Below are 14,788 nucleotides of genomic sequence, written 5' to 3'. Positions count from 1 at the left end.
CTCGCTCAGCGAATGGAAAAACCGTTAGTCAGCACACAGCGACGCTGGCGCGCAAAGGTGCGAGCCGAGGTGGTGCCTTCTCCGGTCGGGGTGGCGATGGTAAAGGTGGTAAAGCCTTCACCGCCGACGCCTATCCCGGCATAGGACGGGCCGTTTTTAACAAAAATAGAGGTTTGTAACAGTCGGGCGGCCAGATTCAGGCGTGAGACATTTTGTGAGTGCATGGTGGCGGTATGGTGCAGGCCGCCTTCCACTTGCAGTGCCAGCGTCAGGCCGGCATCAAAATCCTTTACCCGGACCACCGGTAACAGCGGCATCAGTTGTTCGGTAGTGACCAGAGGATCGTCACCGGCTACTTCAACCAGCAGCAAGCGCGGTGCTTTGGCCGGACAAGCGATACCCGCCGCTTTCAGCAGTTCAAGCGGGCTTTTGCCGACCAGATTCTTATTGGCGTGGCCTTGAGGGGTCAGGCAGGCTTTGCGCAGGCTGTCGACCTCTTGCGGATTACTGATAAGTAATGCATCGAAGGCTTGCATCTGTTGCAACAGCCGGTCGGCAACACTCTCCACCACGATCAGGCTCTTTTCAGCGATACAGGGCAGGTTATTATCGAATGAGGCTCCTGCCACGATATCCTGCGCCGCTTTTACCAATTCAGCCGTTTCATCCACCAGACAAGGTGGGTTACCGGCCCCCGCCCCAATCACTTTTTTGCCGCTCTTCATGCCCATCGCCACAATGGCAGGCCCGCCAGTGATAGCCAGCAAGGCGATTTTGTCGTGCGCCATCATCTGCTGAGTGGCTTCAAAGCTTGGCTCTTTCACTGTCACTACCAGATTGCGAATGCCGCAACTGTTGAAGATTATCTCTTCAATTTGGGCGATTAAATCCAGTGATACCGATTTAGCGCCTGGGTGTGGGCTAAAATAGATGGCATTACCGGCAGCTAACATACTGATGCTGTTATTAATAATGGTTTCGGTTGGGTTAGTGCTAGGGGCAACGGAACCTATCACGCCAAAAGGCGAGTATTCGAATAACACCATGCCGCCATCGCCGGTCAGCGCCGTGGTGGACAAATCTTCAATACCTGGGGTGTTTTCTAACGCGGCTTTGTTTTTCAGCAATTTATCTTCTTTATTCCCCATGCCGGTTTCACTGGCACCGCGTTCTGATAGTGAAGGCAACTGTGCTTTTAGCTGTTCACGCAGGGCGCGGATAATCGCGCTGCGGGTTTTCATCGGGCTTTGTTGATAACGCAAAAATGCGTTATGAGCGGCATTGACAGCTTCATCCACGCTGGCAAAAATGGCGCTGGAGGCAGACGCGGGTGTGGGCGTCAGTTGCTCAATGAGGATAGTGCGAATGAGAGATTCAAGGTCATTGGTATTCATTATTCATTCCTCAGATGTAAAGCCGATATGGCCGCTTCTGCTATGTGCATATCTTGTTCGACGCTACCGCCGCTGATGCCTAAGCCCCCCACCAATTGGCCGTTACGCCATAGCGGGTAGCCACCACCAAAGCTCACCACTTTGCCACCGGTACTGGCCTCAAGCTGGAACAGGTCGGCCCCCGGTTGTACGGCGTCGCTAAGTTGGTGAGTTGCCGTTTTCATCGCCACAGCGGTCCAGGCTTTTTTCGGTGCCAGTTCGCTGCTGACCAGCAAGGTGTCTGGCATGCGGTAGGTCATAATCATGTTGCCGTGGCGGTCAGTCAGTGCCACGACCACGGCAATTTGTAATTTCATAGCGGCATCGACCGCCAATTTAACTAACTGATGAACATCAGAAAATCCCAGAGAGGCCGCTGTTTGTGGCTGACTTGTGGCTGGAGGGAGTGCTGTTGCCGCCAGATAACGGGCCACCACGGTTTGCGTGGTGTGTTGTAACTGTTGGCGCTGGTCTTCATCACGAGCCAGTGCATACAGGCAATCCGATAAACGGTTTAGGTATTGCAATAACACCGGGCGCACCGGGACTTGTTCAGCCAGTTCAATCAGCCGCCGTTCACAGCGCCGTGCCAGAGTGCGGGCAAAATGCAATCGGCTACCGGCTTCACTGCTACCCGGCAGAATAAAACCCTGTACCGGTGGCAGCCCCGCCATACAGCGGTCTACGGCTTGCTCCAGCGCTTGGATCTCGGGTTTATTAATGCTTTTGCGCCCGGCAGGCGGTGTTTCGATACCTTCGCTTGCCAATTCAGCGCTGAAATAAAACAACTGATGTTGTATGGCATCGAGTAATTGACGGTTTTCCTCGCCCTGCGTCACGCGGGCACACAAGCTCAGTGCTGCATTGAGTTCATCCAGCGTGCCGTAAGTTTCCACCCGGGGATGGCTCTTTTTCACACGTTGTCCGGTGAACAGGGCGGTGGTGCCCGCATCGCCGGTTTTGGTATAAATGCTCATAAGGTCCCCGTTCAATCAGTAAGAACATTCATCGACGATGGCGACAATCGCCAAATCGATGGCATCATTCGGCTCGGAAAATACCCGTCTGGCACTGGAACCGCCTGACAGCAAGACCAAATCGCCCTGACCGGCACCGACCGAATCGACGGCCACTTCGTCCGGCGTTTTGCTGTCGGGTGGCAGTGAGCCATCACCGGCAACACGGCGCACCAGCAGCAGCTTCCTACCGATCAACGTGGGTGATTTTTGCGTTGAGACCACGGAACCTACCACTCTGGCCAGTTGCATGATTTACTCCTGCCTTAACAGTTGAATGTGACGGGCTGACACGGTGTCCTGCGCCAGCGGTGTAACCAGCGTGTGGCTTGCAATGAGTAGCCAGCCGGAGTCGAGAGTGGCGATATCGCGATAACTTAGAACCTTGCCCGCGTGCAACCGTATAGCAACGCCCTGACTGTCGCTGAAACTGAGCGGCAATGAGTGCAGCGCGGCACAGGGCAGAGCAGCCAGTAGTTGGCGATGTAAGCTGATATGCACTTTCATGCCCCACGACCACGCCTCGTTTAGTGCCGCCACCGCAGGGCAGGTGGTATCGAACTGCGCCAGTCGGTGGATAAATGCCAGGTCTGGCAACATCAGATGCAGCGTGGCATGGTGTACGAATACCGATGGATCAAGCCCGGCGCGCAATTGAGGCAGTAGCAGGGCGTGAACCCGGCGTTCGCGCTCAACTAACCGCGTGACAATCTGGCTGACCAGTTGTTCGGTTTGCGCCTGAGTCAGATTCATGGCCGCGTTGTCCCTGATGAGGTTAATATCGTGGCAAATGCCGCAGGGTCGTCGGCACCCGCCGCATTGGCCTCGTCGGTATCGATATGCATTTCCAGTTTCATTTGGGGTGAAACGCGGATCGCCACATCATCCAGTATCAGGCGACGGCCACTGCCCTGAATGGCAACTTGTACCCGGTCACCGTGTTTTACCCGATAGATAAGGGCATCCAGCGGCGACATATGAATATGGCGCAGTGCCACAATCACCCCATGGGGTAACGTCAGCTCCGCGAACGGGCTGACTAACGTGATGGCAGGGGTATCGTCCAGATTGCCAGACATCCGCAGGGGGGCATTGATACCCAGCGTGCGTGCATCGGTACGGGAGATCTCCACCTGGCTGTGGCTACGCAACGGGCCAAGAATACGCACATTTTTCAGGCTGCCTTTCGGCCCGACCAGCGTTACCGTCTGTTCGGCGGCGTACTGGCCGGGCTGGAGCAGCGCTTTCTTTTCAGTAATCGGCTGCTGCGGGAACAGCCGTTGGTAGTCCTGCACCGAAAGATGCAGGTGTCGGTTGGAAACCCCAAGTGGGATCGGACGAAGACGCATTTCGTCGAGGATCTTATTGACAACGGGTTCCAGTAACGCTTTTTCCATCAGACTTTTCCTCGTTTACCCAAGTGGATACAGCGAAAGCGAGGCTCGCCTTTATGGCGTCGGCAAGCCGGATCGAGGCAGAGATTACAGCTCACCCGGGGAGCGATTAGAGCCTCACTTTCCACACTACTTTCTTCGGTGCTGATTTTTTCAGCACTAAAGACAGGTTCAGGTACATCATCTGTGGCGGTAGCCGCAGCGGGCTGAGTCTCTGCTGCTTCCGTCTCTTCGTTAATGGGCGCTGTAGCGACAACTGGCTCTATCGCCACAGCGATTTCGGGGGCCGTGACCTCAACAGTCTCTGTCAGCCAATAGGCCAACAGGGCTTTTGTCGGACGGGCCAGTACCGCGCGCGACACCAATCCGTGATGCAGTTCGGCAAAGGCGGCACCGGTACTGATTGCCGCCTGCACCGAGGCCACATCACCGGTCAGACGAATTAACATCCAGCCAGAACCATTGGTTTTTTCTATACCTATCAGGTTGATAGATGCTGATTTTGCCATCGCATCCGCCGCACTGATCGCCAGCGCTAGACCGCTAACTTCAAGTAAACCCAGTGACGTTTTCACGCTGTGCTCCTCTTCTTACCCTTAGGCAGAGGTCGGTAAAATGGCTTCTACATCGCTGTGTGGGCGTGGGATCACATGGCAGGATTTCACTTCACCCACCGCGCTGGCAGCCGCAGAACCGGCATCAACAGCGGCTTTTACTGCGCCGACATCGCCACGTACCATTACGGTGACCAGACCGGAGCCGATTTTTTCGTAGCCCACCAGTTGTACGTTGGCGGATTTGACCATGGCATCAGCCGCTTCGATAGCAGCGACCAGACCTTTGGTTTCGACTAAACCTAATGCGTTATTCATGTTTCATTTATCCTTGTTATCAAGTAAGGGCTATCTTGTTTGCCATTTTGAACCAGGGCAGTGCTCGCCATCCTCACGAACCTTGGCTTTTACAACACCAGGTGTACGCTCCGGTGGCTGTGCGCTGGCCAAGTCCAAACTGCCTGCACCGACAACGCCCTGAGATTTGTATGGGGTTATTTAAATGGTAATCCTTTGACTAACCGGGCTGCGTTATTGCCAAGCCGCCGTAGTTGGTCCTCGTTCTGCCCGCGCCGCTGGCGAAATAGCGGGTTGGCGGGCGGTAAGTTACGGAAATGCACGACCACTTCGTCGCCGGAACAGGCCAGCCCGACCAATAGCGGGGAGCGGGTTGCGGCCTGCCAGGCGCGTTGTGCTACATCGCCGTCGTCGTCTTGTTGCCAGCGCCAGGGAATACCTTCCTCCTCAATACCTAGCAGCACCTGATGCCAGACGGCTTCGGGTGTCGGTGTGGTCAGACTGATTACTATTGCGGGGGTGTCATGGGTGAAATTCATCCGTGATTCTCCCGTTGATAGGCCAGAATCAGCCCGGTGGCTACCGCATTACGCGGCCCCTCGCTGGCGCGAATGTTGCCGCGCCCCGCCACCAATTTGTAGTGAGAGAGGGCATCGGTGACCAATTGCGGGATTTCAAAGTCCAGCGACGAGCCGCCAACCAACACCACGAAGGGGATATCGCGGATATTGCCGGTCGGGCTGACTTGACGCAGGGCGCGAAGCGCATTGGTAACAAACACCCGCTCTTTAGCGGAGCGGCGGATATTGCGTACTTTTTCCAGCGCGTAATCCCCCGGCAGTGGCACCAAACCTTCCGGCTTGACCACCACCAGTCGGGCAAAGACCTCTGGCGGCAGCGGTTGTGGGAAGAACTGAACGCTGCCATCTTCATGGCGCAGGTGGAATAAGCTTTCCACTTTTGCCAGCGGATACTTTTTGATGTCCTCTGCCAGATAGCGGTCTTGTAAATCTAATTCAGAGGCGATGATCATCGTGACCATATCGCCGGCTCCCGCCAGATGGGTGGCGACGATTTGGCCCTGAGCATTGATGATGGAGGCGTCGGTAGATCCCGCCCCCAAATCGAGGATGGCGAGTGGCCGTTGCGTCCCTGGTGTGGTCAGCGCGCCGAGTATCGCCGCTTCGGCTTCCGCCCCCCCAACCTGAACATCAATATTCAGAGTCTTTTCGATTTCTCTGGCGATATGCGCCATTTGCAGGCGATCAGACTTCACCATGGAGGCGATGCCCACCGCTTGTTCAAGCGAGAATTCGCCCGCCAGACCGCCGGTGACATTGACCGGCACGGCAGTGTCTACTGCCAGCAAGTCTTGAATGAAGATCTCATTGGTTGGTTTATTGGTCAGTTCCGCCATGGTTTGGCGAACGTGTTCGAGCATGCCGCCGATATTGGTTCCTGCTTCACCACTGACATTGTCCAAATGGCGAAAGCTGTTGACCGCGGTCATAATGGCTTCACTTCCGGTCGCCACATCCACCCGCACCGTGCGACCGTCGGCAAATAACTCCAGATGACCGGCCGGTATCGAGCGAGCTTTAACATCCCCTTCTGGGGTTTTCACTACCACCGCCGAGCGGGTACCAATCAACGCTCGTGCCACCGGCACAATGTTTTTGGTTTCTTCGGCACTCAGTTCAAATACGGTGGCAATGCCATAGGGGTTAGAGAGGGTTTCAATCACCTGACCCGGCATCGCAACTTCTACCGCCGCCAGCATGCCCATCGGGATGCGGTCGATATGTAGCACCTCATCAACGATCGGTAGCGGATACGCCAGCCGATTACTGACCAGCACGCCATCGTCCCGTTGCAAGATAACCGCAGTGATGCGGTAGCCAGCGCCGTTAGCGGCATTTACCACCGCCGCGACATCGGCGAAATCCACCGCTGATGGCACCACCAGAATGTAAGGTTGGGCAGGGTCACGGGTAACTAACTCATCAATAGTAATGGTTAGCCCAACCCCCAATCCCAGTCCACCGGGGGTTTTCGGGTTATGACCGATCATGGTGGATTCGGTGATGATGGTTTCGGTAATTGTCTCCATCGCCACATCACCGATCACCGGTGTGGCCTCGTTAATGCGGATCAGGCTGATATCGCTTAGCGCAATACCGGCCTTTTCCACCAACATATTCAGCGCCTTGTTGATGCCGAAAATATTGCGTTGAGTCCCTTTGATACCCGTCGTTTCGGTCAGGGTACTGGTAATAAAGTGCAACTGACCATCAGCCGTGCATTGTGCTAATGCCACTTCTGTTGATGAGTTACCAATATCCACACCGACGATGTAATCCATATCCGATCCTTAAATGACTAATAACTGGATGTCGTGATCAACGGGGCTATCGTACCTAGGGGCGCTCCGGCGGCTTACGCCGCTACGGCCCCCATGGCGCGCTTCCCCTTGATTGATATCACTGCGTTAATCGTCGCCTTTTAGCTTCTTACGCTGGACATACAAAACGGCAGCTTCACGGACGAATGCCGCACAGATGGTCGCTTGGTAGGTCTGTTCCAGGTCGTCGGCGATAGCGTTCAGCTCCTCTTTGCTGGAGCGGAATGGCCGCAGGGCGTTGTAGATATCCAATACTTTGTCATCCGGTACCGCGGTCAGCTCGGCCGCACGCTCGAAGTTAATTGCCAACAGTGGACGACCCGCATCACGGGCAATGGATGCCTGAATACGCAGGATTTCCGGTGTAATCCGCAAATCTTGCGAAGTGACACTGCCGTTCAAAACGTTAGCCAGCGTGAGGTCATCCAGCGTTTTGTTAGTGGCTGTTTTGACCCAATCAGGGTGTTTATTTGCCAACGGATAATCAGAGACTTTGGCATCATTGCGCGAACTGGCTGTTGGTGCCGCACAAGCAGCCGCAGGTGTCTGGCCTTGCAAGCTGTTCATCTTGCTCAGCACATCGCGAACCATGGATTCAATAGCTTCGGAATTCATTGTGTTTTCCTTTGTTAAAGCGCCACCCGGAGTTCCTGAGGATTCTTGCCGGTCACCACATATTTGGTTTCTTTAATATGCAGAATCGCTGATTTGGCCTGATATTTTGGCCGTGCCATTTGGTCGTTCAGGGTAGGAACCGGTTGTGGTGATTCCCGTTTGGCATAACGCGCGGCGTTTTTACCAATTTGGCGATAAGTTTCCAGCGTCAACAGTGGGGCCTGCGGGAACAACTCCAGGTTGGAGAGCGGCGGTAAGCCTTGCTGATGAATCACCGTAGTGCCTTTGGATTGAATGCCGATAGAGATACCGGAACCACTCAGGCGGTTACCCTCGACGGCAACAAACGCCACGTCGGAGGATTTAAAGCAGCGGATAACCCGTGCTTTAATGCCTTCTTCTTCAATACCGGCAATCAATTCGCGCAGAATATTTTTGTGCGGGATACCGACGATGTTTGCCGTTTGCGACAGGCCAAATGCCGGGCCGACGGCAATGATCACTTCATCCTGATTGCTGCCAGGGCGGGCTTCACCCACTTCGGTCAGGAAATTTCCTTCAGCAACAGTGGCCGTAGCCGCTGCGGGTTGGGTATCCTGCTTAAAGGAGACGGTATTTTTGTCTCCCTGCATTTCCTGCAATACGCCTTCGATAATTTGACGTAACAGTTTTTCGTTAATATCCACCATCTCGTGAACCCCTTAACCAAGCTCATTCGGATCAAGCGCGTTTGGAATATTTTTGATCTCTTCCCAACGTGCACCTTCCAGCCGGTAACCGGTAGCTGGACCCGCGTAGTCATTGACGTCATTCACCGCTGACAGCACTTGGTTGTCACCTTTAATGATCGCCGAGGTATGCAGGTAGTCACCGGCAATTTTGGCTTTCTGGATGTTGAGCATGTCTTGCGCTACATCTTCGAAACCGCCTTGAGCCAATGCTTTTACCACTTCCAAACCGGTACGGTTTTTGCTGATGATTTCCTGAGCGAACTTGATGTCTTCAACGATGTTACGTTCCGGCATATCTTTCGAGCCGTGTGCATATGTCGCCGCAATCACTTCTTCGTCAGTAATTGGTGGCAGGCCCATACCGGCAAATACCGCTTGCAGCGCACGGGCAGCTTTATTACGAATCGCCACCACGTCAGCTTCCAGCACCGGACGCAAGCCACCATCAACTTTCAAGTCGCGCTGCAATACGTTGTAATCGTCAAAGTCTTCGGCATCTTCGTTGGAACCGGCGAACATGTTGTCGTAGTTAGGCACCGCAGAAAAACCAGAGGAGATAAAGTCAGTACCCGGCAGGAACTGCATCAGCAGACGGGCGGTACGGCGCATATCGGAGTGGGTAAAGGTCTGGTCGTTACTGGAAGCACATTCCAAATCCAGTGCAGAGCAAATCAGGTTTTCTGCCAGGATGGCCCGGATGCCTGATGGCACCGCGGACGGCACGCCGACACAACTCACTGAACCATTTTGCAGCCCCTGAACCCCGGCAGCTTTGGTGATATAGATACAGCGAGCTTCCAGATACAGCATGGATTTGCCTTCGGCATAACCCATTTGCACCTCGGAGCCTGAACCAGAGGTAAAACGCATTTTCAAACCGCGTGATGCATAGGACGAGGCGAGGAAGCCTTTGGACCATGGCGTGTCATCACCGTCGGTAAATACCGGCTCAGTACCGTAAACCGAAATAGTTTCGGCATAACAGGTATGGCCCAGCATCCCCAGCTTCAACTCGGTGGCTTCTTCCAACGAACATTGCGTCAGCACACCAGGGCGACCCACTTGCGAACCGACCAACAGCGCGATGGCATTGAATGGCGCATAGCGGGCCACGGCCACGGTAGTTTCCTGCTCATCAAAGCCACGGTATGCGCCTTCGGCGGCATCGGCGGCAATCTGCACCGGGTTATCTTTAACGTTAGTGACGTGAGCCTGTTGTGATGGGGTACGACGTGCGCGCATTTTCTGCATCGACATCATCATTTCCACCACGTTCATATGAGAAACCACCTCGACAATTTTGGCCGGGGTCATTGCTGTAGTGAGTGGCACAATGGTGCGGCGCGATACGTTAGGATCACACAGCATGTTGGCCAACTTGATGGAATCCATCTTCATCACTTCTTCCGCATGCGCCAGATTGATACCGTAGCGGGCGATAAAGTGGTCTATCAGGTCGAAACTGCTTTGTGGCTTACCGTCTAATTCGGTCACCACACCGTTAACAATCTTGATGGAAGGTTTTGGATCATTCGGGCTTTCCATGGCAATAAAGCCTTCCTCGATCCACTCTTTGACAAAGCCGTCCTGATTAACCGGGCGTTTCGCCAACGCTTCAAATCTTTTCGATTTCATGAAACAGCCTCACTGTGGCGTCAGATATAAGAAGGGCGGTCGTTTTTCGGTTCAGAACCCAAGGTCGCTAATACCGTTTTGCCAATCTCACGGGCAGAAATTACTGCCTGACGAACTGCGCCAGAATCACCGGAGATAACCAGAATCACTTCGTTACTGAAGCTGGTGCCATGTGCGGGGGAGCTGTAAGCCACCACGTCAACGTTGGCAGATTTCACGGCGGTATCCGCCATCAAAACACCAATCGACGCCGGTGCACCGACTATCACACCGCAAGAACGGCCCAATGGCGCGCCAAATGCTTTTTCCAATGCGTGGCTGGCACGTGCGCTGTACTGCAATTCAATGTGACCGGCTTCATTGGCGTAAACATCGCCGAAGGTCCGATCCAGCTCTTTCAGTGCCACTTCGACGGCACGTTTCACATCAGAAACATCATCACCACCGAAGATGATCAGCGAGCCATGACCGGCACCGCCCTTGGTATCGCGGGGTAACTCAATACTGACCACTTCAGTATTGGTGGCTTTGACAGCTTCATCGGCCGCCATGATGTGCGGGCCTGCGCCGGTACGTGCGCCCAAAATACCGATGGAGCGATAGCGTTTTTCCAGCTTCATTGCGTCCAGTAGGGCGCTGTCGACGTTGGCGATCACCAGTCCGACCGTGTCACCGATCGCGGTACCAACAAATTCCGTTAAACTGCAAGTCTTCTCAGCCATAGCCGTATCTCGTTGTTTATAGGAGGGTTGTTTAGAAGACGCCGGAGCGTGTTCGCTGACTTTTGCTATCACCTGCGCCATGATTTGGTCGACCAGGTCATTGCTTTTCATTAGCTATTTCCCTTTGGCAAGAACTTCTCGACATCGGTGTGTGGCCGTGGGATGACATGGGTCGATTTCACTTCACCCACTTTCGCAGCCGCACTTGCACCGGCATCAGTGGCTGCTTTAACTGCGCCCACATCACCACGTACGATGACGGTGACCAGACCAGAGCCAATTTTTTCATAGCCGACTAATGTCACATTGGCCGATTTCACCATGGTGTCCGCAGCCTCAATGGCCGCAGTCAACCCTTTGGTTTCCACCATTCCTAGTGCTTCTTGTTGCATAAATACCTCGACGGGGATGTCAGGGACCTGATGTTTGTGCGTTGGAAATACAGCTATTACGGTTTCAAACGCGCTTCAGGTTCTAAAATAAAAATTGTCGTGTTGGGGCCATTCAGTAAATTTAAAAAAACAAATTCGGTAAGTTTAAAAATAAAGTTGTCAGGTTCGTGCTGAGAACGAATATACAAACAAGCAATGAAAAAGAATGGCTGTGTTGAATTTACTGACGGGAATGGTTAGTGAGGAAATAACAAATTATTGTCATGGCTATAACTTAATATTATGTTTTAAAACGTTATTTCGTTGATGTTGGGTGGTAATAACTGGCTATTGCATATTCAGAATTACAATTTATTAGGTGACAGTAGCTATTAAATTTGCTAATTGCGCGCCTGCCCGATTAAATAGTTCGCGTGATCGCGCGCATAAATATAATGATACACCTGAGGGGGGAGCAGCCACAAAAGTGCGAGCTTGATAACAATAACGGAAAGAATAAATGGCAAGAAAGTCATATAGCGGAATAAAGCATAAAAGTGCCTGTTAACACGGTGTTGGCGCTAACTTTTCTACGGAAATGACAATAATTTGTTATTCAAGGTCTATTTTTTATTTAATTAATGGCACATCACGACAACACTTTCATTTTTGCTCTCTTTATAGTGGCTGGGTCATGGGCCGTGCATTTCCATACCCGTCATACTTCGAGCTGCATGTGCGTTGGCTGCCTTCGCTCACCCCAGTCACTTACTGATGTAAGCTCCTGGGGATTTACTCAGTTGCCGCTTTCCTGAAACTTGAATTATTTAGGGTATATAACGTATTAATTTAATAACAAGCAGGGTAACCCTATGAACGACTCACTAAAAGCGCAGTGTATTGCGGAATTTCTCGGTACCGGGCTGTTTTTGTTTTTTGGTATTAGTTGTTTAGCTGCATTGAAAGTAGCAGGTGCCAGTTTTGGTTTGTGGGAAATCTGTATCGTGTGGGGGCTGGGTATTTCACTGGCGGTCTACCTGACGGCAGGAATTTCCGGTGCTCACCTCAACCCGGCCATTACTATCGCGTTATGGCTATTTGCCTGTTTCCCCGCACGGAAAGTCATCCCGTACAGCATTGCTCAAGTTGCCGGTGCTTTTGGTGGCGCGGCACTGGCCTATATGCTCTATCATAATTTATTTACTGATTTCGAAGCCGCACACCAGATGGTGCGTGGCAGCATGGAAAGTCTGCAATTAGCCAGTATCTTCAGCACCTTCCCATCACCGGCAATCAGCGTATGGCAGGCTGCATTTGTTGAAATTATTATCACCTCGATTCTTATGGGGCTGATTATGGCACTAACTGATGATGGTAACGGTGTGCCACGCGGTGCATTAGGTCCACTATTGATCGGTATTCTGGTGGCGGTTATTGGGGCTTCTACCGCTCCATTAACTGGTTTTGCCATGAATCCAGCACGTGATTTTGGTCCTAAATTATTTACCTTCTTTGCTGGTTGGGGAAAAATCTCAATGACCGGCGGCCGTGATATCCCTTATTTCATTATTCCGATTGTGGCGCCGATTATTGGTGCTTGCCTCGGGGCCGCAGTTTATCGCTTCCTCATTGGCAAAAATCTACCTTGTAATACCTGTAAGTTAGAGGATGAGAAAGTTAATTTATAAAGCAACATGGATTTCCTCATCTGACACTGGGTGAGGAAATTTCGTGATCCATTCTGGTTAATGGCTCATTAATTGTCCCCTGACGTTTATGACTCTGGTAGAGTAAATTGTTACTTTACCTTTTCAGGGAAATAGATTTTAACCTGGTGAATAGGAATGACTAAATAACAATGTTCTAACATATTACTTATTACAGGGATGCTTTATAACAATAAAATAAAATTTAATAACAATAAATTAACTGAGAGGTTTTATCATGATTTCTGCCAGTTCTCTTAACTCAGAGCTCATAAATAAAATCGCCCAGGATTTTGCCCAAGCTACCGGATTGGCGGTGGTGGTGGTGAATATTCACGGTGAGGAAATCTCTGACCTGTTTAATTTCACTCCATTTTGTCAATTAATGCGTCAAGATCCGGTTAACCATCTGCGTTGTCGGATGAGTGATCGTTGTGGTGGCCTTGAAGCGTCCAAATCCAATGAGCCCTGCATCTACCGCTGCCATGCCGGATTAACTGATTTTTCTATTCCTTTGGTGATTGCCGGCCATCTGGTGGGTTTTGTGTTATGTGGGCAGGTCCGGCTGCATGCAGATGTTTACCTTATTGATATTCTGAATGTCGATAATAACTGGCAGCAGAATCCGGCGCTAATGGATGAGTTCCATAATGTACCGATAATGGATTTTTCTCGGGTAATAGCCTCGGCTGATTTGCTGAAGCTGATTGTTGAGAACTGCCTGAAAAAACACCTCAATTTCGTTGTAATCAATGACAATATGGGGAGCAAAGAGCCGGGCAGGGTACGGCCGGTCCACCCGCATGACAGCAAAATGAAGAAAGCACTACGCTATATAGACACGCATTTGTCAGAAGAGCTGCGGTTGGAAGAAGTGGCTGGCAAGGTGTATCTCAGCCCTTACTATTTCAGTAAATTATTTAAAAAATATCAGGGGATCGGCTTCAATGCCTGGGTCAACCAACAACGCATGGCCAATGCCAGAGAGATGTTGCAGCACAGTGATTGGAGCATTGCCAGCATTGCCAAAAATCTTGGATTTTCCCAAACCAGCTATTTTTGCAAGGTGTTCCGCCAGACCTATAATGTGACACCGCAGGTATTTCGTTCACTTTCTTCTGAACGCAGTGAAATGGAATGACAGTTATTGATCTAATAACAATTAGTCATGCTCTATGCTCACGTTTATATATTTAAGAACTGTGATGGGTATTAATATATTAAATAAATAATGACAATTTTTTGTTATGTTCTTAAATGTCGTTATCGTTGTAAGTGATTGTTTTTAAGTTATTTTTAATAATGTGGTGGCAATTATTTGCTGTGTTGACACTAAAAAATAATCCCCAAAAAATGAAATTAACCATTTTTTATTTGTGGAAAAGAGTATATTAACGTTAACCGGATTTAATAAATCAGTTGACGTTACAACTGTGTAAATAAAGAGATAAATTCTATAACGAAATAGAAATAAAATAATCTACTGTATTAGATAAATACATACCTCAACGTAGTTGGCGTTGCAGCAAGGTAGCAAACGAACAAACCCGTGGAGCTGACTAAGGTCAGTGATGCAGGTGCGTGAGAGTTGCTAACAACGCTGTAGCTATCAATACGAGGGGGAAGTTACTGAAATGGTTATGTCGTGTATGCATTGATACTTAATACACGACAGGGAAGGGGGTGAAAATCCCCCGCAGCCCCCGCTGCTGTGATGCCGACGAACCCGCTGAAACCACTGATCCACTGGATTGGGAAGGTGCGGGGGAGGATGACGCTAAGCCAGAAGACCAGCCAGATCGGTAAAATATATTCAACTCCTTCGGTGGGAAGCGGGTTGTCATCAGATGCGCGCTGCGGTGACGTTGCGCAGACGCACCTTTTTGACACTGCATATCCCGCTCGAAATGGCG

At 51.3% G+C, this 14,788-nt stretch carries 16 protein-coding genes and 1 riboswitch; of the genes, 2 read left to right on the top strand and 14 right to left on the bottom strand.

Annotated features, from left to right (window positions below):
- Nucleotides 1-5: 5 nt before the first annotated feature.
- The 14 genes from V1956_RS16975 to pduA form a co-directional block, all read right to left on the bottom strand.
- Entirely contained in the window at nucleotides 6-1,394 is a 1,389-nt protein-coding gene (locus V1956_RS16975; protein ID WP_083159276.1) for an aldehyde dehydrogenase family protein, read from the bottom strand.
- Entirely contained in the window at nucleotides 1,394-2,410 is a 1,017-nt protein-coding gene (locus tag V1956_RS16970) for a cob(I)yrinic acid a,c-diamide adenosyltransferase (protein ID WP_442825367.1), read from the bottom strand. The genes V1956_RS16975 and V1956_RS16970 overlap by 1 nt, the downstream gene beginning before the upstream one ends.
- Nucleotides 2,411-2,425: 15 nt before the next feature.
- The gene (locus V1956_RS16965; RefSeq protein ID WP_005185294.1) at nucleotides 2,426-2,701 is read right to left on the bottom strand and encodes a EutN/CcmL family microcompartment protein; all 276 of its coding nucleotides are present in this window, start codon (nucleotides 2,699-2,701) and stop codon (nucleotides 2,426-2,428) included.
- A gap of 3 nt (nucleotides 2,702-2,704) precedes the next feature.
- The gene (gene pduM, locus V1956_RS16960; RefSeq protein WP_083159274.1) at nucleotides 2,705-3,202 is read right to left on the bottom strand and encodes a microcompartment protein PduM; all 498 of its coding nucleotides are present in this window, start codon (nucleotides 3,200-3,202) and stop codon (nucleotides 2,705-2,707) included.
- Nucleotides 3,199-3,846, bottom strand: a complete 648-nt coding sequence (locus tag V1956_RS16955) for a phosphate propanoyltransferase (protein WP_050084484.1) — start codon at nucleotides 3,844-3,846, stop codon at nucleotides 3,199-3,201. The genes pduM and V1956_RS16955 overlap by 4 nt, the downstream gene beginning before the upstream one ends.
- Nucleotides 3,846-4,418, bottom strand: coding sequence for a BMC domain-containing protein (locus V1956_RS16950; protein WP_420070915.1), 573 nt, complete (start codon nucleotides 4,416-4,418; stop codon nucleotides 3,846-3,848). The genes V1956_RS16955 and V1956_RS16950 overlap by 1 nt, the downstream gene beginning before the upstream one ends.
- A gap of 21 nt (nucleotides 4,419-4,439) precedes the next feature.
- Nucleotides 4,440-4,715 carry a propanediol utilization microcompartment protein PduJ gene (pduJ, locus tag V1956_RS16945; RefSeq protein WP_004090424.1) on the bottom strand — a complete coding sequence of 92 codons (276 nt, stop codon included), beginning with the start codon at nucleotides 4,713-4,715 and terminating at the stop codon, nucleotides 4,440-4,442.
- A 176-nt stretch (nucleotides 4,716-4,891) separates the two neighbouring features.
- Nucleotides 4,892-5,233, bottom strand: a complete 342-nt coding sequence (locus tag V1956_RS16940) for a glycerol dehydratase reactivase beta/small subunit family protein (protein ID WP_372558489.1) — start codon at nucleotides 5,231-5,233, stop codon at nucleotides 4,892-4,894.
- Nucleotides 5,230-7,056: a diol dehydratase reactivase subunit alpha gene (locus V1956_RS16935; protein ID WP_420070914.1), complete on the bottom strand. Its 1,827-nt coding sequence runs from the start codon at nucleotides 7,054-7,056 to the stop codon at nucleotides 5,230-5,232. The genes V1956_RS16940 and V1956_RS16935 overlap by 4 nt, the downstream gene beginning before the upstream one ends.
- 126 nt (nucleotides 7,057-7,182) lie before the next feature.
- The gene (gene pduE, locus V1956_RS16930; RefSeq protein WP_372558491.1) at nucleotides 7,183-7,710 is read right to left on the bottom strand and encodes a propanediol dehydratase small subunit PduE; all 528 of its coding nucleotides are present in this window, start codon (nucleotides 7,708-7,710) and stop codon (nucleotides 7,183-7,185) included.
- A gap of 14 nt (nucleotides 7,711-7,724) precedes the next feature.
- The gene (locus tag V1956_RS16925; RefSeq protein WP_372559863.1) at nucleotides 7,725-8,396 is read right to left on the bottom strand and encodes a propanediol/glycerol family dehydratase medium subunit; all 672 of its coding nucleotides are present in this window, start codon (nucleotides 8,394-8,396) and stop codon (nucleotides 7,725-7,727) included.
- 15 nt (nucleotides 8,397-8,411) lie between these two features.
- A complete protein-coding gene (pduC, locus tag V1956_RS16920; RefSeq protein WP_005185311.1) occupies nucleotides 8,412-10,076 on the bottom strand; it encodes a propanediol dehydratase large subunit PduC in 1,665 nt (554 codons plus the stop codon).
- Nucleotides 10,077-10,096: 20 nt separating this feature from the next.
- On the bottom strand, nucleotides 10,097-10,909 hold the full coding sequence (gene pduB, locus V1956_RS16915; RefSeq protein ID WP_004699354.1) for a propanediol utilization microcompartment protein PduB: 813 nt from the start codon (nucleotides 10,907-10,909) through the stop codon (nucleotides 10,097-10,099).
- Nucleotides 10,909-11,190, bottom strand: coding sequence for a propanediol utilization microcompartment protein PduA (gene pduA, locus V1956_RS16910; RefSeq protein WP_032906380.1), 282 nt, complete (start codon nucleotides 11,188-11,190; stop codon nucleotides 10,909-10,911). The genes pduB and pduA overlap by 1 nt, the downstream gene beginning before the upstream one ends.
- Nucleotides 11,191-12,041: 851 nt before the next feature.
- On the opposite strand from pduA, the gene pduF reads away from it, so the two are divergent.
- A complete protein-coding gene (gene pduF, locus V1956_RS16905; protein WP_083159268.1) occupies nucleotides 12,042-12,857 on the top strand; it encodes a propanediol diffusion facilitator PduF in 816 nt (271 codons plus the stop codon).
- A gap of 256 nt (nucleotides 12,858-13,113) precedes the next feature.
- Nucleotides 13,114-14,016, top strand: coding sequence for a transcriptional regulator PocR (gene pocR, locus V1956_RS16900; RefSeq protein ID WP_372558492.1), 903 nt, complete (start codon nucleotides 13,114-13,116; stop codon nucleotides 14,014-14,016).
- 477 nt (nucleotides 14,017-14,493) lie between these two features.
- Nucleotides 14,494-14,688, top strand: a riboswitch (cobalamin riboswitch).
- The last annotated feature ends 100 nt before the right edge of the window (nucleotides 14,689-14,788 follow it).

Source organism: Yersinia sp. 2540 StPb PI (genome assembly GCF_052217165.1).
Lineage (GTDB): Bacteria > Pseudomonadota > Gammaproteobacteria > Enterobacterales > Enterobacteriaceae > Yersinia > Yersinia enterocolitica_E.
This window is presented reverse-complemented; position numbering and strand designations above follow the sequence as displayed.